General features: G+C 28.1%; 24 protein-coding genes and 3 tRNA genes. 3 read left to right on the top strand and 24 right to left on the bottom strand.

Going from position 1 to position 22,339, the window contains the following annotated elements:
• Positions 1–3 precede the first annotated feature (3 nt).
• From ACWYO2_RS01055 to tsaE, 7 genes are all read right to left on the bottom strand, one after another.
• Positions 4–80, bottom strand: a tRNA-Asp gene (locus tag ACWYO2_RS01055).
• 5 nt (positions 81–85) lie between these two features.
• A tRNA-Val gene (locus ACWYO2_RS01050) sits at positions 86–161 on the bottom strand.
• A gap of 25 nt (positions 162–186) precedes the next feature.
• Positions 187–261, bottom strand: a tRNA-Gln gene (locus ACWYO2_RS01045).
• 130 nt (positions 262–391) lie between these two features.
• Positions 392–658: a 30S ribosomal protein S16 gene (rpsP, locus tag ACWYO2_RS01040; RefSeq protein ID WP_455514641.1), complete on the bottom strand. Its 267-nt coding sequence runs from the start codon at positions 656–658 to the stop codon at positions 392–394.
• Between the two features lie 128 nt (positions 659–786).
• Complete coding sequence (locus ACWYO2_RS01035) at positions 787–1,245, bottom strand: PTS sugar transporter subunit IIA (RefSeq protein WP_314011671.1); 459 nt, start codon at positions 1,243–1,245, stop codon at positions 787–789.
• A gap of 55 nt (positions 1,246–1,300) precedes the next feature.
• Positions 1,301–3,085, bottom strand: coding sequence for an ABC transporter substrate-binding protein (locus ACWYO2_RS01030; protein ID WP_455514640.1), 1,785 nt, complete (start codon positions 3,083–3,085; stop codon positions 1,301–1,303).
• A gap of 123 nt (positions 3,086–3,208) precedes the next feature.
• Positions 3,209–3,646, bottom strand: a complete 438-nt coding sequence (tsaE, locus tag ACWYO2_RS01025) for a tRNA (adenosine(37)-N6)-threonylcarbamoyltransferase complex ATPase subunit type 1 TsaE (RefSeq protein WP_455514639.1) — start codon at positions 3,644–3,646, stop codon at positions 3,209–3,211.
• A 530-nt stretch (positions 3,647–4,176) separates the two neighbouring features.
• On the opposite strand from tsaE, the gene ACWYO2_RS01020 reads away from it, so the two are divergent.
• On the top strand, positions 4,177–4,626 hold the full coding sequence (locus ACWYO2_RS01020; protein ID WP_455514638.1) for a DUF2147 domain-containing protein: 450 nt from the start codon (positions 4,177–4,179) through the stop codon (positions 4,624–4,626).
• 54 nt (positions 4,627–4,680) lie between these two features.
• On the opposite strand, the gene eno is transcribed toward ACWYO2_RS01020, so the two are convergent.
• From eno to ACWYO2_RS00985, 7 genes are all read right to left on the bottom strand, one after another.
• Positions 4,681–5,979 (bottom strand): phosphopyruvate hydratase, encoded by a 1,299-nt coding sequence (gene eno, locus ACWYO2_RS01015; protein WP_455514637.1) that lies wholly within the window; start codon positions 5,977–5,979, stop codon positions 4,681–4,683.
• Positions 5,980–6,059: 80 nt separating this feature from the next.
• Positions 6,060–6,962 carry a nucleoside hydrolase gene (locus ACWYO2_RS01010; RefSeq protein WP_455514636.1) on the bottom strand — a complete coding sequence of 301 codons (903 nt, stop codon included), beginning with the start codon at positions 6,960–6,962 and terminating at the stop codon, positions 6,060–6,062.
• Between the two features lie 8 nt (positions 6,963–6,970).
• A complete protein-coding gene (locus tag ACWYO2_RS01005; protein WP_455514635.1) occupies positions 6,971–7,876 on the bottom strand; it encodes a nucleoside hydrolase in 906 nt (301 codons plus the stop codon).
• The gene (gene rbsK / locus ACWYO2_RS01000; RefSeq protein WP_455514634.1) at positions 7,869–8,795 is read right to left on the bottom strand and encodes a ribokinase; all 927 of its coding nucleotides are present in this window, start codon (positions 8,793–8,795) and stop codon (positions 7,869–7,871) included. Before rbsK ends, ACWYO2_RS01005 begins: the two co-directional genes overlap by 8 nt.
• A 1-nt stretch (position 8,796) precedes the next feature.
• Positions 8,797–9,411, bottom strand: coding sequence for a methyltransferase (locus ACWYO2_RS00995; protein ID WP_455514633.1), 615 nt, complete (start codon positions 9,409–9,411; stop codon positions 8,797–8,799).
• A gap of 42 nt (positions 9,412–9,453) precedes the next feature.
• Complete coding sequence (ricT, locus tag ACWYO2_RS00990) at positions 9,454–9,969, bottom strand: regulatory iron-sulfur-containing complex subunit RicT (protein ID WP_455514632.1); 516 nt, start codon at positions 9,967–9,969, stop codon at positions 9,454–9,456.
• Entirely contained in the window at positions 9,969–10,574 is a 606-nt protein-coding gene (locus tag ACWYO2_RS00985) for a JAB domain-containing protein (RefSeq protein WP_455514631.1), read from the bottom strand. Before ACWYO2_RS00985 ends, ricT begins: the two co-directional genes overlap by 1 nt.
• A gap of 124 nt (positions 10,575–10,698) precedes the next feature.
• Here ACWYO2_RS00985 and ACWYO2_RS00980 point away from each other — a divergent pair, with 124 nt between their 5' ends.
• Positions 10,699–12,351, top strand: coding sequence for a formate--tetrahydrofolate ligase (locus tag ACWYO2_RS00980; RefSeq protein ID WP_455514630.1), 1,653 nt, complete (start codon positions 10,699–10,701; stop codon positions 12,349–12,351).
• A gap of 7 nt (positions 12,352–12,358) precedes the next feature.
• Entirely contained in the window at positions 12,359–12,868 is a 510-nt protein-coding gene (locus tag ACWYO2_RS00975; RefSeq protein WP_455514629.1) for a hypothetical protein, read from the top strand.
• 422 nt (positions 12,869–13,290) lie between these two features.
• Here the strand turns inward: ACWYO2_RS00975 and ACWYO2_RS00970 are convergent, their stop codons facing one another.
• The 10 genes from ACWYO2_RS00970 to ACWYO2_RS00925 all read right to left on the bottom strand — a co-directional run bounded on the left by ACWYO2_RS00970 (position 13,291) and on the right by ACWYO2_RS00925 (position 22,313).
• Positions 13,291–13,560: a hypothetical protein gene (locus ACWYO2_RS00970; protein ID WP_455514628.1), complete on the bottom strand. Its 270-nt coding sequence runs from the start codon at positions 13,558–13,560 to the stop codon at positions 13,291–13,293.
• Positions 13,560–14,402: a carbohydrate ABC transporter permease gene (locus tag ACWYO2_RS00965; RefSeq protein ID WP_455514627.1), complete on the bottom strand. Its 843-nt coding sequence runs from the start codon at positions 14,400–14,402 to the stop codon at positions 13,560–13,562. Before ACWYO2_RS00965 ends, ACWYO2_RS00970 begins: the two co-directional genes overlap by 1 nt.
• A gap of 12 nt (positions 14,403–14,414) precedes the next feature.
• Positions 14,415–15,308 carry a carbohydrate ABC transporter permease gene (locus tag ACWYO2_RS00960; RefSeq protein ID WP_455514626.1) on the bottom strand — a complete coding sequence of 298 codons (894 nt, stop codon included), beginning with the start codon at positions 15,306–15,308 and terminating at the stop codon, positions 14,415–14,417.
• A gap of 58 nt (positions 15,309–15,366) precedes the next feature.
• Positions 15,367–16,680 (bottom strand): ABC transporter substrate-binding protein, encoded by a 1,314-nt coding sequence (locus tag ACWYO2_RS00955; RefSeq protein ID WP_455514625.1) that lies wholly within the window; start codon positions 16,678–16,680, stop codon positions 15,367–15,369.
• Positions 16,681–16,718: 38 nt separating this feature from the next.
• Positions 16,719–17,645 (bottom strand): dihydrodipicolinate synthase family protein, encoded by a 927-nt coding sequence (locus tag ACWYO2_RS00950; protein WP_455514624.1) that lies wholly within the window; start codon positions 17,643–17,645, stop codon positions 16,719–16,721.
• Positions 17,642–18,502, bottom strand: a complete 861-nt coding sequence (locus ACWYO2_RS00945) for an ROK family protein (RefSeq protein ID WP_455514623.1) — start codon at positions 18,500–18,502, stop codon at positions 17,642–17,644. The genes ACWYO2_RS00950 and ACWYO2_RS00945 overlap by 4 nt, the downstream gene beginning before the upstream one ends.
• Entirely contained in the window at positions 18,502–19,197 is a 696-nt protein-coding gene (locus ACWYO2_RS00940; protein WP_455514622.1) for an N-acetylmannosamine-6-phosphate 2-epimerase, read from the bottom strand. Before ACWYO2_RS00940 ends, ACWYO2_RS00945 begins: the two co-directional genes overlap by 1 nt.
• Positions 19,198–19,205: 8 nt before the next feature.
• A complete protein-coding gene (locus tag ACWYO2_RS00935; protein ID WP_455514621.1) occupies positions 19,206–20,147 on the bottom strand; it encodes a hypothetical protein in 942 nt (313 codons plus the stop codon).
• A gap of 66 nt (positions 20,148–20,213) precedes the next feature.
• Complete coding sequence (locus tag ACWYO2_RS00930) at positions 20,214–21,314, bottom strand: ABC transporter ATP-binding protein (RefSeq protein ID WP_455514620.1); 1,101 nt, start codon at positions 21,312–21,314, stop codon at positions 20,214–20,216.
• 276 nt (positions 21,315–21,590) lie between these two features.
• Positions 21,591–22,313 carry a hypothetical protein gene (locus ACWYO2_RS00925; RefSeq protein ID WP_455514619.1) on the bottom strand — a complete coding sequence of 241 codons (723 nt, stop codon included), beginning with the start codon at positions 22,311–22,313 and terminating at the stop codon, positions 21,591–21,593.
• Positions 22,314–22,339: the final 26 nt, after the last annotated feature.

The raw sequence follows: 22,339 nt of genomic DNA, 5'->3' as shown, positions 1-22,339 counted from the left end.
AAATGGCGGAAGTGACGAGACTCGAACTCGCGACATCTTGCGTGACAGGCAAGCACTCTAACCAACTGAGCTACACCTCCATAAATGGTGGTCACAACTGGGCTCGAACCAGTGACCCCCTGCTTGTAAGGCAGGTGCTCTCCCAACTGAGCTATGCGACCAGAAAAAAATGCGTCAAAACGCAAATGGTTGGGCTGGCTGGATTCGAACCAACGCATCGTGGAGTCAAAGTCCACTGCCTTACCGCTTGGCTACAGCCCATCAAGACAATATCTATAATATCATATTTTTTTTATTTTGTCAATTTTTTTTTGAAATTCTAAAATTTATAAATCAAAGTTTTAAAAAGACCCTTTCGGGTCTTTAGCTATACACAATATACTTTAGCAAACTATTTTTTCTTTGAAGCTTCAAATTTAGCCCAAATTCCTTCTTTAACTAAAATTGATTTAACAGTTTCTGTTGGTTGTGCCCCATTTGATAAATATCTTAATACTTCATCTTCTTTTATTTTTACTTGATTTTCAGCTACTAAAGGATTATAAGTTCCAAGATAAGCTACTGCTTTACCGTCTCTTTTTCCTAAAGCTTCCATTGCTGCTATTCTATAAAAAGGTACTTTTTTTCTACCTAATCTAGTTAATCTTAATTTTAACATTATTATTCCTCCATATTCATTCTATAAGATTATTTTACACTATTTGAATTTCTTTGTCAAGTATTTTTTATTGACAATTTAAATAAGAGTTTAAAAATAAAAGCTCTGCTATATACAGAGCTTAATATTTATCTATTTCTTTCTAATTCTGATATTAATTTAATAACACCTTCTTTAGAATTTGAATTAACTATAACATCTATATTTACCTTATTATATAATATAGATGAAATTTTAGCTAAAGCTTCTAAATGCCAGTTATTATGTTTCATCGGAGTTGCTATTATTACAAATAATCTTGTTTTTTCACCATCTATAGATTCAAAATCAACACCTTCTTTTTTTATACCTACTCCAATTTTAAAATGTTTAATATGTTCACTTCTTACATGAGGAATAGCAAGTCCATTTTCTAAAGCTGTAGACCCTGCATTTTCTCTTCTTAATAAATCTTGATAAAATAATTCTTCATCCAATACTTCACCATTTTTTACAAGTTCTGCTAGCTCTTTTAAAATTTCTTCTTTAGTATTCCCTTTCAATTCTGTTGTCACATTATCAACATTTAACATTTCTGTAATTATCATTTTATTCACCTCTCTTTGAAATAATAAGGCTATCAAAAGATAACCTTATTTAATATTATTTAACAGCTTCTGGTACGTCAACAACTCCCATAGGTGATTGTGATTTAGCAGTAGCTATGTATACATTTGAAGATTTTACTGATTTATTAACAGGTGATGTACTGTATTTAAACATGAACGGTATAATTGGAGCTTCTTCAATTATATTTTTTTGCCATGCTTTAAATGCATCTGCTCTAAATGAACTATCAGTTAATCCTCTAATATCATCTAAAGCATTTAATAATTCTTCATTTTTATCATTTACAAAACGTGAGAAATTAAGAGCTGCATTTTTACCATAAGTATTTCTCATTTCAATAGCAGTTCCTACTTGCCATGCAGCACCAAATATATCTACATCATCTGAATTTGAACGAATTTTATCAAATAACACATTTCCATCTAATAATCTATCATTAGTTAATTTAACTTCTATTCCTACTTCTTTCCAGTTTTGTATTAACGCCTTAGTTATTGGTTCAGCTGTATCTGATCCACCAGCCATAGCCCATCTTAATGTTAAATTCTTACCATCTTTATCAACTATTCCATCGCCATTTGTATCTTCATATCCAGCTTCTTTTAATAATTGTTTTGCTTTTTCTGGATTATAATTATATCCAACTAAACTTTCATCATAATATTTAGTAAATGCTGGTGGAACTATTCCATTAGCTCTTGTTCTTAATCCATTATAGAATGCTTGTGCTATTTCATCAATATTCATAGCATATCCTATAGCTTGTCTTATTCTCTTATCTTGAAGTGGTGTATCTCTATCCATTACATTTTCACCAGTTTTATTATCCATATGACCCAAATTGAATCCCATATATGAATAATATAAATCAGGTCTTCCAAGTATTGTTATGTTTGAGAAATCTTTATATTTTTCATAACTATCTTGAGGAAGTCCGTAATAAGTATGATATTCACCTTGTTTTAATGATTCTACCGCTAATTGTGGAGTTATTACTTTTATTATAACCTTAGAAACTTTTTCTTTTCCTAAATAGTAGTATGGATTTGGTTCAAATTCAACACTTTCTCCAGGAACTACACTTTTAATTACAAGTGGTCCATTAGATATTGATTTTTCACGAGTTTTAGGTGATTGTGCTAAATCTTTAATAGCAACATCTTGTAAATAATGTTTAGGCATTAAAGATCCTAATCCTAATAAAGGCCCTCCACCAGATAATAAATTAGCTGTTACTTCTGTTAAATGTATTTTAACTTCAGTGTCACTTACTTTTTCTATTCCTGATATATGTTTAGCTTTTCCTTCATGATATTCCTTCATTCCAACGATTCTTTCTAAATTAGTTGGATCATATCTAACACCATCATATTCAGGAGAACCTAAAATTTCTGCAGTATATATTAAATCGTCTGCTCCTAATTTTTCTCCATCAGACCATTTTAACCCATCTTTGAATTTAATATTTATTACTTTATTATCAACATCAACTTTAAATGATGCCATTCCACCTTCTACACCCATTCTTTCAAAATCATCATTTTGCCAGAATATTTCTTCATTCATAAAACCAGTAATATATGCATCTTTAGCTTCATCATTATGAAGTGGTGAAAATATACCTTTAAAGGCATCAGCTGACACCATTGCTATTTTGTATATCCCATCTTCTTTTATAGGTTTATCACTTACCCATTCTTGTGCAAAATTTAATTTTACATTTGCTCCAGCTTGTTCTGATTTTGGTTTACCAGGACCACATGAAACTACAAGTCCAAGTGTTGCTAAAACCATAGTATATTTTAATACGTTTTTCATTTATTCATCCTCCAAATTTTGATCTTTATTTAACATTTTACCATAATATATTAATATTTTCAATATATACATATCTATTAAATCATATTTTATATATATTACACCTATTAATAATATATATATTTAAATTTTTAAATCTATTCCTTTTATATTCACATATCTAGAATTCTCATCAAAATATTCAAGACTAATTACTACACTAGCCTCTTCTATAACTTCAGGTACATTATTTGCCCATTCTATTAACAATAAGGTATTATCAGCATCTACATACTCTTGATAACCTACTTCATAAAGCTCATCTATATTAGATAATCTATATAAATCAAAATGTACTATTTTAATATCTTCTAAATCATATTCTATTAAATAAGTAAAAGTAGGACTTTTAACATTTTCTGTCACTCCTAAATTCTTACAAATTCTTTTAGATATATGAGTTTTACCCGTACCAAGATCTCCTATTAATGCTATTGATTTAACATTTTCATTTATGATTTTTTTACTAAGTTCATCTATCATTTGATTTATTTGACTGAAATTCAGTATTTTATTTTCCAAAATATCACCTCTTTCCCACTATTTCATTATATCAAATATATCATTTATAATTCAAGTTTTACATTTCGTGTTAAATGTGAAAATTAAAAATTATACTTGAACACAAATTATTTTTTTGTTAAGATATCTATATTAAAAATAGGAGGAAAAAAATGAAAAAATTATTTACAATATTTTTAGCAGTAATTTTACCTATACTTTCATCAGTTTTTTTATTATATCTAATACATCATTCATAATTCAAGTTTTACATTTTGTGTTAAATGTGAAAATTAAAAATTATACTTGAACACAAATTATTTTTTTGTTAAGATATCTATATCAAAAATAGGAGGAAAAAAATGAAAAAATTATTTATAATATTTTTAGCAGTAATTTTACCTATACTTTCATCCGTTTTTTTATTATATCTAATACATCATTCATAATTCAAGTTTTACATTTTGTGTTGAATGTAAAATAAAAAAATTATAGTTGACAATAATTGTTTTTTTTGTTAATATATCTATATCAAAAATAGGAGGAAAAAAATGAAAAAATTATTTACAATATTTTTAACTGTAATGTTACCTATATTTACATTAGCAGCTAAATCTGATGCTTATGGTAGATGGATAACTGAAAAAAGTGAAACTGATAATAGAGTTATTGTTGATATTTATGAAAAAAATGGGAAAGTTTACGGAAAAGTGCACCAATTAACAAATAGATACGATTCTACTGGAGCATTAAGAAAAGATGTTAACAATCCTGATTCATCTAAAAGATCTAGAACAATAGAAGGTATTGACTTTGTTAGTGATTTTACTTATAACGAAAAAAATAACAAATATGAAAAAGGAAAAATATATGATCCATCAAGTGGTAAAACTTATGATTGCTATATGGAATTAAATTCAGATGGGACATTAAAAGTTAGAGGACATATTCCTGGAATGAAATTTTTAGGAAAAACTCAAACATGGAGAAGATATAAATAATAAGATATTAAAATATGGGAGCTTTTAAACTCCCATATTTTATTTTACTCTTTATTATTTTTTAATTGTATATAATGAATCTATTCCTTTATAAATTGCTTCTCCAGCTAAATCGTCTTCAATTCTTAATAATTGGTTATATTTAGCTATTCTATCTGTTCTTGAAGCAGATCCAGTCTTAATTTGACCAGCATTAGTTGCTACTGCTACGTCAGCTATTGTATCATCTTCAGTTTCTCCTGATCTATGAGATACTACTGCAGTATATCCAGCTTTTTTAGCCATTTCTATAGCATCTAAAGTTTCAGTTAATGTTCCTATTTGATTTAATTTAATTAAGATTGAATTAGCAATTCCTTTTTTAATTCCTTCTTCTAATCTCTTAGTGTTAGTAACGAATAAATCGTCTCCAACTATTTGTATTTTCTTACCTAATTTTTCAGTCATTAATTTGAATCCGTCCCAGTCATCTTCTGCTAGTCCATCTTCTATTGAAACTATTGGATATTTAGCACATAATTCTTCATACCATGCAACCATTTCTTCTGAAGTTCTTTCAACTCCACCTTCTCTTTTGAACACATATTTCTTAGTTTCAGCATTATAGAATTCTGATGATGCAGCATCTAAAGCAAATGTTACATCTTTCCCTAATTCATATCCTGCAGATTTAACAGCTTCTGAAATTATATCTAAAGCACCTTCAGTACCATTTATTTTACTTGGAGCATATCCACCTTCGTTACCAACGTTAGTTGAATCTCCATTTGCTTTTAATAATTTTCCTAAGTGGTGGAATATTTCAGCACCCATTCTTAATGCTTCTTTATAAGTTTTAGCTCCTACTGGTTGAACCATGAATTCTTGAACGTCTACTGCAGAATCAGCATGTGATCCTCCATTTAAGATATTCATCATTGGAACAGGTAATTCTTTAGCATTAACTCCTCCTAAATATCTATATAAAGGTAATCCTAATTGATTAGCTGCAGCTTTAGCAACTGCTAATGAAACACCTAATATAGCGTTTGCTCCTAATTTTTCTTTGTTAGGAGTTCCATCTAAGTCTATCATTAATTTATCGATAGCAACTTGATCTAAAGCATCCATTCCTATAACAGCTTCTGCTATTATTTCATTTACGTTTTCAACTGCTTTTAAAACACCTTTACCTAAATATCTTGATTTGTCTCCATCTCTTAATTCAACAGCTTCGTGAACTCCTGTAGATGCTCCTGATGGTACAGATGCTCTACCCATAGCTCCACCTTCTAAGTATACTTCAACTTCAACAGTTGGGTTTCCTCTTGAATCAAGGATTTCTCTTGCATAAATATTTTCAATAATTGTCATTTTGCATAACCTCCAAAATAATATATTTTACAAGTTAATTATATCACAGAACGTTATAAAAAACAATATAATATTTTATACTAAACTAAGTTAGCTAATAACCATTCTTCAAACTTTTTACTATCTACATTTACAGCAAATCTTACATTTGGTTTTTTATCTTTTTCTTTAGTCCAAAAGCCTGAAACTAAAGTTCCTGGAGCTCTTTCATCAGTTGATACGTCTATATATTTATCTTCTATATCAAATATTTCAGGATGAACAAGATAAGCTATTGGTGCACTATCATGCATCATAAGTTCATTATTTTCTTCTATATATCCTTTAAGTATTTCACGTGCCATACTAGATATTTTACTCTTATTTTTATTTTCTTCTAATTTTTGACTTGAAACTAAACAAAATCTAGTTACATCTAATCCAAATACTGTTACTTTAACACTAGAATCAAAAACAATTTTAGCCGCATGAGGATCTTTAAATGTATTAAATTCTGCTGCACTATTTACATTACCAGCACCAAGTGAACCTCCCATAACTACAATTTCTTCTATTTTATCTAAAAGATGTGGATATATTTTAATAAATAAAGCAATATTGGTTAATGCTCCTAGTGCTACTAAAGTAATATTTTCCTCGCTTTTTTCTATTAAATCTTTTATAGCTTCAACTGCAACTTGATCTACAACCTTAGTTTTAGGATAAGGCATAGGATATCCTCCCAGTCCATCTACACCATGAACATGTGATCCATCTATACCTGGATCAAAAAATAAGGCCCTAGGAACTCCTTTTGCAACTGGTATATCTTTACCTAAAAATTCTAAAATTCTTAAAGCATTTATAGTTGTTTGTTCAAGATTAACATTTCCAAATACTGTTGTTACTAACTCTATATTTAATCCACTATTAATAGCTACAGTTAGAGCAATTGCATCATCTATACCGGGATCTGTATCTATTACTATTTTCCTTTTTAACATCTATCCTCCTACTTTTTTAAACTTTCTATCAACCAATTTTCAAATCTTAAACTATCTACTTTAACTGCATATTTAATATTATTTTCTTTGTTTTTTTCTGGTGTCCAACTTCCAGAAACAAGAGAACCAATAGCCGCTCCTTCTGTAGCAACATCAATATACATATCTTCAAATTCGAACATATCAGGATGTAATAAATATGCAATAGTAGCACTATCATGCATAGTTAAAACTCCTCTTACTTCCATATATCCCTTAAGTATATTGTATGCCATATCTGCCATCTTCCCATTACCTTTTAATCCTTCAAAAGATTTAGGACTTATTAAACAATTTCTAGTTACATCTAATCCAAATACAGTTATTTTACAACCTGAATCAAATACTATTTTAGCAGCATGTGGATCTTGGAAAATATTTGCTTCAACAACACTATTAACATTTCCACCACTAAGTGAGCCACCCATTATTACTATTTCTTCTATTCTTTCTTTTAAATGAGGATACAGTATTAAAAATACTGCAATATTAGTTAAAGACCCTACTGCTACTAAAGTTATTTTTTCATCAGAATTAACAACAATATCCTTTATAGCCTCTACCGCACTCTTTTCTAACACTTTTTTATTTGTTTTAGGAAGTTCATACCCTCCCATTCCATTTGCTCCATGTATAGCTGAGGCATCTCTATTAGGTCTAAAAATTATTGCCTTATCTATTCCTTTTGCAACAGGTATATCTTTATCTAAGAAATTAACTAATTTTAATGCGTTATCTGTTGTAATATCTACATTAACATTACCAAATACTGTTGTTATTAATTCTATATTCAAATTATTTTTTATAGCAGCAGATATTGCTATTGCATCATCTATACCAGGATCTGTATCAAATATTATTTTTCTATTAATCATTTTCTCTCTCCTTTAAAAATAAGTTAATCTCTTCTGGACTCGGTATTGATTCTTGAGCCCCAATACGAGTTACAACTATAGCTGATGTTGCACTAGCATATTTTAATGATTCTTTTACGTTTTCTCCATTTAAAGTTTTAGATATAAAGGCCCCTAAGAACGAATCTCCAGCTGCTGTTGTATCTATAGCTTTTACTTTAAATGCATCACATCTTTCTATTTCATTTTTTTCATTAAACAGACAAGAACCTCTACTTCCTAAAGTTAAAAGTATATTTTTAACTCCTTTTTCTTTTTTTATTTTTTCTACTTCTAATTCATATCCAGAAATTTCTGAATCAACTCCTAAAACAACTTTAAGTTCTGTTTCATTAACAACTAGATAATCTACTAAAGATAATATTTTATCATCAAGTTTTGTTGCAGGGGCAGGATTAAAATATGTAATTTTTCCCATATCTCTAGCTTTTTCTAAAACATATTCTATTGTATCCATAGGTATTTCATTTTGTAAAAGTACACCATCTGAAACTTTTAACCCAGCTATTAAACTTTCTTTTATAGAATCTCTTGTTAGAGCAAAATTAGCTCCAGGTATAACTATAATATTATTATCACCCTTAGTATCTACTGTAATTATAGCTTTACCTGTAGTTATACTAGAATATATAACTTTATTATCTATCCCATTTTGAATTAAATTTTTTATCAATTCTTCTCCATCATCATCTCTACCAACCATACCTATCATAGATACATCAAGTCCAAGTTTAGACATAGCTATTGCCTGATTTGCACCTTTACCTCCACATGATTTATAGAAATCATTAGCCATTATAGTAGCTCCAAGTTCTGGTAATTTTTCTACTCTTGCTGTCATATCCATATTTAAACTTCCTACAACTAAAATTCTTGACATTTTACTTCCTTTCTAAAGCTAATAATACAAAGCTTTTTTTTGAATTCAAAATATTTTTCATACTTTTTATTTTAAACTTCTTATTTTTTTCAATTTCTTTCAATCTATATATAGGTAATATTAAAAAAAATATACCATCTTTCATGAGCATATAGTCTACTATTTCTAAAAGTTCATTTAAATTTAAACATACTTCAAACTTAGATTTTTTTAAAATTTCGTTTTCAGGTAACTTTCCACTATCCACTTTTAAATATGGAGGATTACTTACTATATATCTAAATTTATATCTAAACTCTTCTTTAATCATATCTTTAATATCTTTATTAAATATATCTACATCACTCATTTTATTAATCAATATATTTTCTTCAAGTAATTTAAAAACTTCTTCTTGTATTTCAACACAAGTAAATTTATTAAATTGTTTTATATCTGATAACATAATAGTCAATGTCCCTATACCAGAACCTATATCTAATAACTCTCCTGTACTATCTTCACATTTAATTTCATTTTTAATAAAATCAACAAGATTTATAGCATCGTCTGTAATATTTAGAGCGTTATTTCCATGTTTAATATATTTATCTACACTTTCTATGTAATGTAACATATTTCTCCTTTATATAAAAAGAGGCGCAATTGCACCTGCATTTTACCAATATATTTCACGACCATATTTTCCAAAAGCATTTAATATTCTTCCTTCATCATTGAATTTTATTTGATAAAATTCAACCCTTCTATTAAATGTTTTATTTACTTCTTTAACTAATTCTCTAAAATCAAGTCTTCCTTCTGCTGTGAAATAGAATATTAACTTTTCTCCACCAAACATATATTCACCTATAACTAGATTCATTTCAGGTAAAACTCTTTTTACTATTTTTTTGCATATAAAATACGCTTCACGTGCTTTTTCATCTAAAGCATCTAATTCTTTTACTTCATCTTCTGTAAGTTTTCTTTTAACTTTTCTAATTTTCAAATCTTCATCCTCTTCTAAAAGAGTTGCACTATTTAGCCTATTTTCTCCTAATACTGTTCCTATTTGATCTCCTCTTATAGTTTCTACTATAACATGATCACCTTTTTCATATTCATTTTCATTTTCTATATAGAAAGGATAAACCTTTTTTGTTTTTCTAAAACGTATATTAACTATTTTCATTATATATCTCCATTTTCTAAAAAGCTGTAATATTCATTCCCACATATTATAATATGATCTGATACCTTAACATCTACATACGCTAATATATCTATTAAATTCTTTGTGGTTTCTAAATCTTTCTTTGAAGGTAATTTAGACCCTCCAGGATGATTATGCACTAATATTATAGATTTAGCATTATATTTCAAAGACATTTTCACAACTTCTCTTAAATATACTACCGTTCTATCTATAGTTCCTAAAAACATATCCTCCTCTTTAATAATTCTACATTGTGTATTAAAAAATATTAACTTAAATATTTCTTTTTCTTTATCTATAAAGCTATATTTTAAATAATCAATAAGATCATTACAATTTAATACTTTTACTTCATTATCAAAAGTTTTGTAATACAAAATATTCAAAAATAATTCATCTAAAATATTAAATATTTTTTTTATTTTAATAGGTAAAAAATCTATATTCTTATCTTTTATAACACTACCTAAATTAAGATATTTCTCATCACAAATTTCAATTATTTTATCTACCTTAGTATTTCCTATTTTACTAACAGAACTTATTAATTCTCTTAATATTTCTTTATCTTTTTCTCTCATAACTCCCCCTAATATATACCCAATAATATTTTAACATATACAAGTTAAAAAAGAAAGTATTTGAATAAGTTTTTCAAATTTTGTATAATCTAATATATTAGTTAAAAATGTAAGGATGGTGTAAATGACAGATATAGAAATCGCAAAAAAAACTAAACTTATTCCTATAACAGAAATTGCAAGAAAAATAGGAATAGAAGAAGATATAGAATGCTATGGTAAATATAAAGCTAAAATAGACCTTAATATTTTAGAACATTTAGAAACTAAAGCTAATGGAAAATTAATATTAGTTACAGCTATTACTCCAACTCCTTTCGGAGAAGGGAAAACAACGGTATCTATTGGACTTACTCAAAGTTTTAATAAACTTGGTTACTCATCAATAGCAGCTCTTCGTGAACCTTCTATGGGACCTGTATTTGGATTAAAAGGTGGTGCTACTGGTGGAGGATATTCTCAAGTTTTACCGATGGAAGATATAAACCTTCATTTTACTGGAGATTTTCATGCTATTACTGCTGCAAATAATCTAATTGCTGCTGCTTTAGATAATCACTTAAACCGTGGCAATGAATTAGAAATAGATATTAATAACATTTATTTCAAAAGAGTATTAGACACAAATGATAGAGCATTAAGAGAAATATCTATTGGTCATGGTAAAATAAACGCTCCAGTAAGAGATGCTTCATTTAAAATAACAGTTGCAAGTGAAATTATGGCTATACTTTGTCTTGCAGAAAATATATTTGATTTAAAAAAAAGAATAGGAAATATTATTATAGCTAAAAATATACACGGTGAATTCATCTATGTTAAAGACTTAAAAGTTGAAGGAGCTGCAACAGTTATTCTTAAAGATGCTATAAAACCTAATCTTGTACAAACTACTGAGAATACTCCTGTAATAATACACGGTGGTCCTTTTGCTAATATTGCTCATGGTTGTAATTCTATACTTGCAACTAAAATGGCTCTTAAACTTTCAGACTACACAATAACAGAAGCAGGATTTGCAGCAGATTTAGGGGCTGAGAAATTTTTTGATATAAAATGTAGAACAGCAAATATTACTCCTGATATGGTAGTAATCGTTGCAACTGTTAGAGCTCTAAAACATCATGGTAATGGTGATTTAAAAATAGGAGTTGAAAATTTAGGAAGACATATATCAAATATATCTTTATACAATTTACCTGTCATTGTTGCTATAAATAAATTTAGTGATGATAGTGATGAAGATATAGAATTAATAGAAGAATACACAAAACAAAAAAATGTAAAATCTATACCTATTACTATATATGAAAATGGCGGTAATGGTGGAATACATCTTGCAGAAGAAATAGTTACATTATTAAATAAAGAAGAAAATATACCTTCTGAAAATGTAAAATCTTCATTTGAATTTTTATACACATTAGATAAAAGTATAGAAGAAAAGATAGAAATACTATGTACTAAAATTTATGGTGCAGGAAGTATAGTATATTCTGAAAAAGCTAAAGAAAAAATTAAATTATTTACAGAAAAAGGTTTTGATAAATTACCTATATGTATGTCAAAAACACCAGCGTCATTATCAGATGATCCAAAACTTTTAGGATCTCCTTATGGATTTGAATTTAAAGTAACTGATGTAAACATTTCAGCTGGTGCAGGATTTTTAGTAATTATGGCAGGAAATATATTAGATATGCCCGGTCTACCAAAAATTCCAGCTGCTGAACATATAGATATTGATGAAAACGGAGAAATTATAGGATTAAGTTAGGAGAATTATGAAAAAAATATTATTATTATCAACTTTACTTGCTTTTGCTTCATGCTCAAGTTTAGGTGTTGAAGTTAAAGCACAAGCAAATACTTCTTATGGAGGATATACTACATCAAATAATGTTAAAACAGGATTTTTTGATGGTGGTTTTAGTGTTATAACATATAAAAATGTTGCAACAATACTATCAGATATTGATGTAAATTTAGGTGTTGGATTAGAAGGTGGAAAACTTAAACCAATTACATCTACAGATGAAGATTTTGAAGGTAAAATTTATTTAAGTCCTCAAGCTAGTTTAGAAATAAATAAAAAAATAAATCCAGATTTAAAACTACATATAGGTAGTAATATAGGTACACTTCATGTATTGAAATCTAAAGATATATCAATAAATAAATTTTCTATTAAAGGTAGCTTTGGTGCAACTTATAAAAATGTATTTACAAGTGAACTTAGTATAGGATATCCTCAATATATTACAATAGGAGCAGGTCTTAGAATAGGATTATAAAATATTAATTAAAAAATAAAATTAGCCAAATAAAAATCGACTTTTATTTGGCTAATATATCTATTATTTGTTTAAATGCTTCTTTTCCTTCAGGTATATGAAGAAATAATAGCTAATCATGTAACATTTTATCTTTAACTATCAAATTATGCTCTATATTTTCATTTTCCATTATTTCAGACAACTCTAAAATATCAGATAAAAATATTTCATATGTTCCAACAAAAAAATTTATTTCTCCTATATCTTTACAATCTCTAAATTTAGGACTTAGTCTATAATCTTTTAAGGAGAAATTAATATACTCCTTTTAGGACGAGATATATTAAGTTTTATCAAACTCAAATAATATCTTTTTTCTAACTCTACCTTTATTATTTAAAAGTTTAATTTTTATTTCATGTAAAAAACTTCTAAAAGATCTATCTAACATTATTTTTTCTCCTAATAATATATATAACTATGTTCATAATAGAACTTGAAAGAACTACCGGAACATAGTTAATATACATAGCATAAGCCTTATCTCCTTGTGAAAAAAATAAAAGAATTACACTTACCATATTAATAATTAATGGTGGAAGATAAAGCTTACGAGTAACTTTATTAAGAAGGTAGGTTACAAATAATGAACCTAAAATATATATTTTACTATAATATAACCAAAGAGCTATAAAATTAAATATATACATTATCCTTTAACTGCTCCCATAGTTACACCTTGTGTAAAGTAACTTTGGAACATTAAGAATACTATTATCATAGGTAATGATGCAAGAGCAGCTCCTGCCATTAATAATCCATAATTTAAAGAAAATTCGGCTTGTTGTGCCATAGATGCAACCCCAAGTGGTAAAGTTTTCATTAAGTCACTATTTGTAAATACAAGTTGAGAGAAATAATCATTCCAGCTTGCTATAAATGTAAATATAGCTAGAGCTCCTATACCTGGTTTTACTATTGGTAATACTATATTCCAGAAAGTTCTAATTTCTCCACATCCATCAATTCTTGCAGATTCAAGTAATTCATTTGGTACTGAATGTGAAAACTGTTTCATTAAAAACACTCCAAATGGCCATCCTACAGCTGGCAATATTAATGCCTTATATGTATCTATCCATCCAAGTTCTGTCACAAATCTTAATAAAGGGATTAAAATTACTTGTTTTGGCAATGCCATAGCTGCAACAAATACTATAAATATTAAACTAACTCCTGGAAAATTCTTTTTAGCAAGAGCATATCCTGCAAGGGCTGCCGTACTACAAACTAATATTGTTGTCATAAATGATACAAACACAGAGTTAAAGAACCATCTTAATGTATGAGAACCTGAAGCAAATAATAATTGTTCATAATTCTGTAATGTTGGTGTCATCGGAAACCATTCAGGTGGTATACTTATAGCTACCTCTTGCAACTTAAATGATCCTGTAAATATCCAATAAAATGGAAATATGAAAAATATTGCAAATACTATCAATATTATCATAGATATTACACCTATAGGTGTAGTCTTTTTCACTTCCATACTTTCTCCTCTCTAGTCTGCATCGTATGATAAAAACTTAAATTGTAAAATTGATATAATTCCTATAATCACAGCTAATACAACTCCCATTGCTGTTGATACTCCAAATCTACTTTGTACTATAGCTATTTGATATACTAAGTACATTATAGTTGATGTAGAATAATTAGGTCCTCCAGCTGTTAATAATTGTATTAAAGCAAATATTTGAAAACTATTAATTGTTGTAACAACAACAATATATAAAGTTGTTGGCTTAATTAAAGGCCATATAATATGTCTAAATGCATTAGCATCTGTTGCTCCATCTATTTTTGATGCTTCAATTAAATCTTTAGGGACATTACCTAAAGCTGCTACATATAAAATTATAGGTTGACCAACACTGGTAGTAATCAATATTGCTATAATTGCAAATATAGCAGTTCTAGGATTACCAAGCCAATCAACATGTGAATTAGTAATATGTGTACTATTTAAAATATAGTTTAATATTCCATATTTAGGATGGTAAATCCAATTCCAAACAACCGTTACAGAAACAACTGAAGATATAGCTGGAATATAGAATATACCTCTAAAAAATGATCTAATAAAAGCATTTTTTTCATAAATATTAATAGCTACAAATATTGAGAAAGCAACTACTATAGGAACTGCTATTAAAGTTATCAAAACAGTATTAACAGTAGATTTTATAAAAATATCATCACTGAATAAATTAATATAATTTTTTAATCCTACAAATGTTATATTACGTCCTCTAAATTTAAATAACGATAAATAAACTCCTTTTATCATTGGATATAGTACAAATGTTATAAAAAATAACATAACCGGAGCTATAAAAGCATATGCACTATAATCTATTTTCTTCCAATTAATTTTTTTAATAGAAGCAAACATTAATTCCACCTCTCTTTTAAAAAGGTAGAGGGTATACCCTCTACCCATATATTAAATATTATTTAGCATCTTCTATAGTTTTGTTAGCATCTGCAACAAATTTATCTAAAGCATCTTTAGGAGAAATTTGTCCATTTAATACTGATTGAACCATATTGAACCATAATGGTCTCATTTGAGCATAACCATCTATAGTGTTATAATAAGATCCATATTGACCACTTAAGCTTTCTAAGAATTTAGTTTCTACATCATCACCGTATATTCCAGTTTGACCAGTTGGTGAGAAGTTCTTAGTTGCTTTAAGAGTTCTTAATCCCCATTCAGCATCATTAGTTATGAAATCAACGAATTTTTTAGCTGCTGCTGCACGAGCTGCATCACCATTATCAAATATTGCAGAACCTGCAAGTAAGAATTCGTATTGAGCTTTTCCACTATCATTAGGAAGTGCAACATAAATAGGATCTACTTTACCTGCAGCTATAGCTTCAGCATCTTGTCCTTTAAGACCTGGAGAATAAAGAATAGTTCCAGCTGCTTTACCACTTCTAAACGCTTCTAAAGCATCTTTAGCTTCAGCAGAAACACCTTTACCTAAAAGACCTGCATCATAAGCTTTCTTAATCCATTCCATAGCTTTAACACCATTTTCATCATTTATAGTGTATTTTTGAACTTTAGAATCTGTAATCCAAGAATTATATAAGTTAGAAACGAAGGCTCTTGGTCCTTGATCCCCTGCTTGAGATTTAGTATAGAATAATATAGGATCTATACTTGCATCTTTTTTATGTATTTCAGTTAATAAAGCTTCAAATTCAGCTGGTGTCCAGTTTCTTCCTTCTTTATTTATAGGTAACATATCAGTTACACCTAATTTATCAGTAATAACTTTATTAAATGCCATTACAAATGGTGCAGTTCCTAAAGGGTATAGATATACTTTACCATCATAACTTGCAGCATTTATTACTGTTTCTGAATATTTAGACTTATCTATTTCATCAAATGAAACTAAATATCCTTTTTTAGCCCAATCTATAACACGTCCTGGAGCATCTACTACAACGTCAGGTGTTGATTTAGATTGTATTGCTGTTTCAAGTTTAGCTGGCCCATCAGTAAAGTCAATTTTTTGATATTCAACTTTAATATTTGGATATTTTGCTTCAAACGCAGCAATTAATGCCTTGTCATATTCTTCAGGAGTTTTAAACTCTGAATCTGAAGTAAAGTTAGGGAATGACCAATATTTAATTGTTACTGGTGCATTTTCATCTACTTTAGTTTCTGCTTTTGAACCACAAGCAAATGCAGTTAAAGCCAACGTAGCTGAAGCTACTAATGTTTTAAAAATATTTCTTTTCATAAAAACCTCCAAAAAAATTTTTTTATTTTTAATATTTATTAACAAAATTTATTAATTACTTCTTCTATTTTTTTATTTACTCTTTCGCATAATTCTATATCTTCTTTATCTGTTATAGGAAGCATAGGCCCTCTAGGTTGTCCTGTTTCTACTCCTCTTAAATGTAACACATATTTAGCTACCCCGTATAAAGACGGTCCACTTAATAACATTTTTATAATTTCATTTACTTCATTTTGTAAACTACGAGCTTTTTCAAACTCTCTATTTTTCATAAATTCATCAAGTTTCAAGAATAATTCAGGCATAACACCATAAGTTCCACCTATACCACTATCTGCTCCTATCATTCTTCCTGCTATAAATTGTTCATCTGGTCCATTAAATACTATGAACTCTCCATTTTTTACTTGTTCTCCTATATATTTAAATTGTTGTAATTCAAATGTAGATTCTGAAGAACATTTAATTCCAATAACTTTATCCATAGCTGCCATTTCTTTAAATAATGTAATTGGTAAATTAAATCTTGTTGTTTGTGGAATATGATAGATTATAAACGGTAAATCTGTTGCATTTATCATAGCTTCCCAATGTTGTTTAACTGCTTTAGGTGAAAATCCATAATACACACATGGAATTGATGATACTGCGTCGACACCTAATTCTTCAGCGTGTTTAGCAAGTCTTACAGATTCAGGAGTAGAATTAGCTCCTATATGAACTATTATAGTTAATTTACCTCTTGCTTCTTCCATTACTGCTTCAAGAACAGCTTTTCTTTCTTCTTCACTTTGTAAAACTCCTTCACCTGATGATCCATCTACATAAAGTCCTTTTACTCCTTTTTCAATGTAGTATCTTGTTAAAGCTTTAGCTCTTTCTCTACTAATATTACCTTCGTCATCATAAGTAGAATACATTGCTACAAATACTCCTTTAAATTTTTCTAAATCGTACTTCATTGTTCTTCCTTTCCTTTTACAATATAGTATATACCATATATACCTGCTCCATTTTCTAATTTTGCAAGACATATATCAGGTTCAAAACTACTATCTATTAATTTATTTTTTATAGATTGTTTTATTCTATTTTCTAGATATTCTTTTTGAGCCGTTATACCTCCACCAATAATTAACGTATTAGGATTTAATATATATATAATATTTAGTATACCTTCACTTAAATTATCTATCAATTCATCAATAGCTTCTTTACATAATTTATCGCCTTTTTTAGCATTTTCAAAAATATATAATCCATCTACTTTTTTACCTAATTTTTCACTTACAGTATCTGTCAAATAGGTAGTTGAGGCAAATTCTTGATACTTTCCACCATTTAAAGGCAAATAGCCTATTTCTCCAGCTTTTTGACTAGCTCCTTTATATAAAGTCCCATTTTGTATAAAAGCTCCACCAACTCCAGTTCCAACTGTTAAACAAAATACATTTCCTTTATATGAACCATAAAAATATTCACCAATAGCTGCACTATTTACATCATTTTCAACAAAACATTCAAGATTAAATCTATCTTTTATTGCTTTTTTGAAATTAGTTCCTATATAACCTGGTATAGTCGGTCCTGCAAAAATTATTTCTCCCTTTTCTGAATCTACAACTCCTGCTGTAGATATACCTATGCAATCAAGATTATCATATGATTCTATAACATCTAATACATCTCTTAATATATAGTTTTTATCTTTTTCTTTTCTTGTTGGCATCTTATTTATCTTAACATCTTTAAGGTTATCATTTTCTATTAATGCATATTTTATAGCTGTTCCCCCTATATCAAAACATAATATACGCATTATAATCCCATACCCTTAATAAATCTTGTAGTAATTTCAAGAGGTCTTGTTATTGCTCCTCCTACAACTACTGCATAAGCTCCATTTTCTAACATTTTCTTAGCTTGTTCTGGTGTATGTATTCTTCCTTCTGCTATTACTGGAATGTTTAAAGTTTTTGATAATCTATTTATTAAATTAAAGTTAGGTGCTTCATCATCTAATGTGTAATCAGTATATCCATTTAATGTTGTACCCACTAAATCTACTCCTGCTTTTTCAGCGTTTACACCTTCTTCATAGCTAGATATATCCGCCATCAAAATTATTTCAGGATATTTTTCTTTAATTTCTTTAATAAATTCATTTATACTTTTACCGTCACCCCTATCTCTCATAGTGCAATCAAGTGCTATAATATCACTCCCAGCTTCTACAAGTTCATCAACTTCTCTCATTGTTACTGTAATATACTGAGAAAAACCTTCATATTGTCTTTTTATTAAACCTATTACAGGAACTTTAACTTCTTTTTTTATTTCCACTACATCAAGAACTCCACTTGTTCTTATACCTTTTGCACCTGCTTGTAATGCCGCCCTTGCCATTAATGGCATTATTGTTGAATTTTCAATATATAAAGGTTCTCCAGGTAAAGCTTGACATGAAACTATTAATTGTCCTTTAAGACTATCTAATATTTCTTTTTTTTTCATACTTCCTCCTACTTTAGGTTTAGAGTTGCTTTTAATACATTTGGTGTTCTAAACCCCGGCTTATATTCGCCGTTTATTAAATATATATCATCTAATATCTTTAATAATGTTGATCCACAAGTTGCATTTTCGATACTCCCTTTAGATAATAACTCTAATTTTTCATTTAAAATATCATAAAAATATATATCCTTATTAAATTTAACATCTTTACGATTTTTACTAAAATAACTCTTTTTAAATTCTATATAGCTTAATTTTTTAACAGCTTCATCAAATATTTCTTTATTACAGCCACCAGTTATTAAAACTTTTTTATCTGATATTTTTAAAAAAGCAGAACCTGTTAAATTTATATCTAAATCTTTTAATTTTTCCCATTTATCATTTAATATGTCATATTTATATGAATCTAAATGACATATATTGGAAGCCCCACTTAAAACATATATATATCCATTACTTTCAAAGTATACACTTTGTTCACGAGGAATACCTATAAAATCTGATTTTTTGTTTAAACTTAATGTTTTTAAATCAAATTCATATATATTTTCCTTACCAAAATATATTTTCCCTTTATATATACAACCATATCCTCCTACTATTTCAAATCCTAAATCATATATTTCATCTTCTTGTAATTCATTGTCTTTAAAATAGTATTTATATATTTTAGTATTACCTGCTCCAGATATATAGTATATCTCATTATCAGCTTTTAAACATATACCTCTATCTGGTGCAATATCCCCAATTTTTTTACTTATTAAATTAAAATTAGTATCGTATATATACATATCTTTATGAGTTACACGCATCCCATTAGGAGGAGTGCCTTTTGGAAAATTTGATCCTCCATAAAGTATTATCTTATCATTTATAGTTTCACAAAATAGTGATGTTAATCCTATTTCATGACCTATTTCTTTAAATTTTTTAAATTCCATATAAACTCCTTGATTATGCAGGGGCTTAAATAAGCCCCTTAAAAAAAGAAAGAAAGTGAGAAAATACTATAAACTAATATTTTCTTCGGTATTAATATCAAATATATGACATTTGCTTGTATCAAAGTAGAATCTTTCATTCCCCTTCTTGCTTCCATCACTTATTCCTTCAACATTTATTCTTGAAATAAATTGATTTCCACCTAACATAAAGTATATATATTCTTCATTACCCATCTGTTCAACTACTGACACATCTCCTACCAATGCATCTTTTTCATCTTTTTCTGCTATTGTTATATTTTCCGGTCTTATTCCAAATACTACTCTTTGACCTATATGATCTTTAACTTTTTGTGCTTTCTCTTTAGCTATTTTTATTTTTACCCCATTTATATCTACATAAACTTCTCCAGATTCTTCTATTAAATTTCCCTCTAATAAATTCATAGTAGGTGATCCTATAAATCCTGCAACAAACTTATTAGCTGGTTTATGATATAGATTTAAAGGAGTGTCAACTTGCATTATTCTTCCAAGTTTTAAAACTGTTATTCTATCTCCCATAGTCATTGCTTCTACTTGATCGTGTGTTACATATATCATAGTATTTTTTAATTCTTTATGTAATTGTGTTATTCTTACACGCATTGAAACTCTTAATTTAGCATCTAAATTAGATAATGGTTCATCAAATAAAAATACTTTTGGTTCTCTTACTATTGCACGTCCTAATGCTACCCTTTGTCTTTGTCCTCCTGACATTTCTTTAGGCTTTCTATCTAAAAGTTCTGTTATTTCTAATTTTTCTGCTGCTTCTCTTACTCTTCTATCTATTTCATCTTTTGGAGTTTTCTTTAATTTTAATCCAAAAGCCATATTTTCATATACTGTCATATGTGGATATAGTGCATAACTTTGAAAGACCATTGCTATTCCTCTATCTTTAGGAGGTATATCATTTACCAACGTATCTCCTATATAGATTTCTCCACCTGATATATCTTCAAGTCCTGCTATCATTCTTAAAGTTGTTGATTTTGCACATCCTGATGGACCTACAAACACCATAAATTCTCCATCTTTAATTTCTAAGTCTATTCCATGTACCGCCTTAAATCCATTTGGATATTGTTTTTCTACACCCTTTAATACAACTTTTGCCATATTTCCATCTCCTATCCATCTATAAATCTCTCTATGTCTTATAATAAAGTATATCTCCATTTTTCAAAAAGTCAATACTAAAATGAAAAAAAATTTCTATAAATAATGAATAGCTTTAAAGCAGCTTAAATAGTACATTTTAAGGATACTAAACATAATAAATATTACTTATTAAACTTAAAAATATGCAAATATGTAATCTAAATTTTTCATTTTTATTAAAAAAGCCCATACACTTAAAAATGTATGAGCCCTCGCATTATTAGTTTATATTATTTAAAATCTTGCCCCTAATCCTAAATTAACATAATTATTATTTCCTGTACTTAATTCTGCAACAAAGTTCTTATATGAAACTCCTAAATATCCTTTAACATCAAAATTAGATTGTCCATATTTTTTAAAACTAGTATTTCTACCTAATACACTTCTATCTTCTTTAAAATATTTAGAATAATAGAAAGTTTTACCTAAATTAACTCCTATATATACTTTCATATCTGTATTCACTTTTTTAGATAATTCCATAGTTGCATGTGGTGTTACTTGTGTTGAATAAAAATGCGCTTCTTGTCCTTTTGCTTCCATTTCTTTTATTATAGCTTCAGTCCCTTTTAAATCTTCTTCAGTTGTTTCTGGATCTTTTTTTAACTCTTCATATAAATCCTTCATTTCCTTATAAGCTTTCATATTTTTTTCAACTGCACCTTTTCTTTCATCATCATGCATTTTAACTATTCTTCCATAACCTATTCCTAATCCTGCACCATATTTAAACTCAATATCATCTCCAGGATTTATAGAATTTAAAATTGTAAAGTCTACTCCTGCTGATAAAAGATTCCCATAACTTCTCTCTACTTTTTTTATACCTTTATCATTTGTATCAACATCAGCTCTAATATTTTCTTTACCGTAATTTATATTTAATAACGTTTTAGTTTCTAATCCAAACCCTAACATTGATGTAGCCAATCCTATTAAAAATAATTTTTTCATTAATTTACCTCCTATAAATATATTTG

It is taken from the genome of Pseudostreptobacillus sp. (assembly GCF_977040545.1).
The sequence above is the reverse complement of the archived record's forward strand: the minus strand, read 5'-3'. Positions and strand labels throughout refer to the sequence as shown.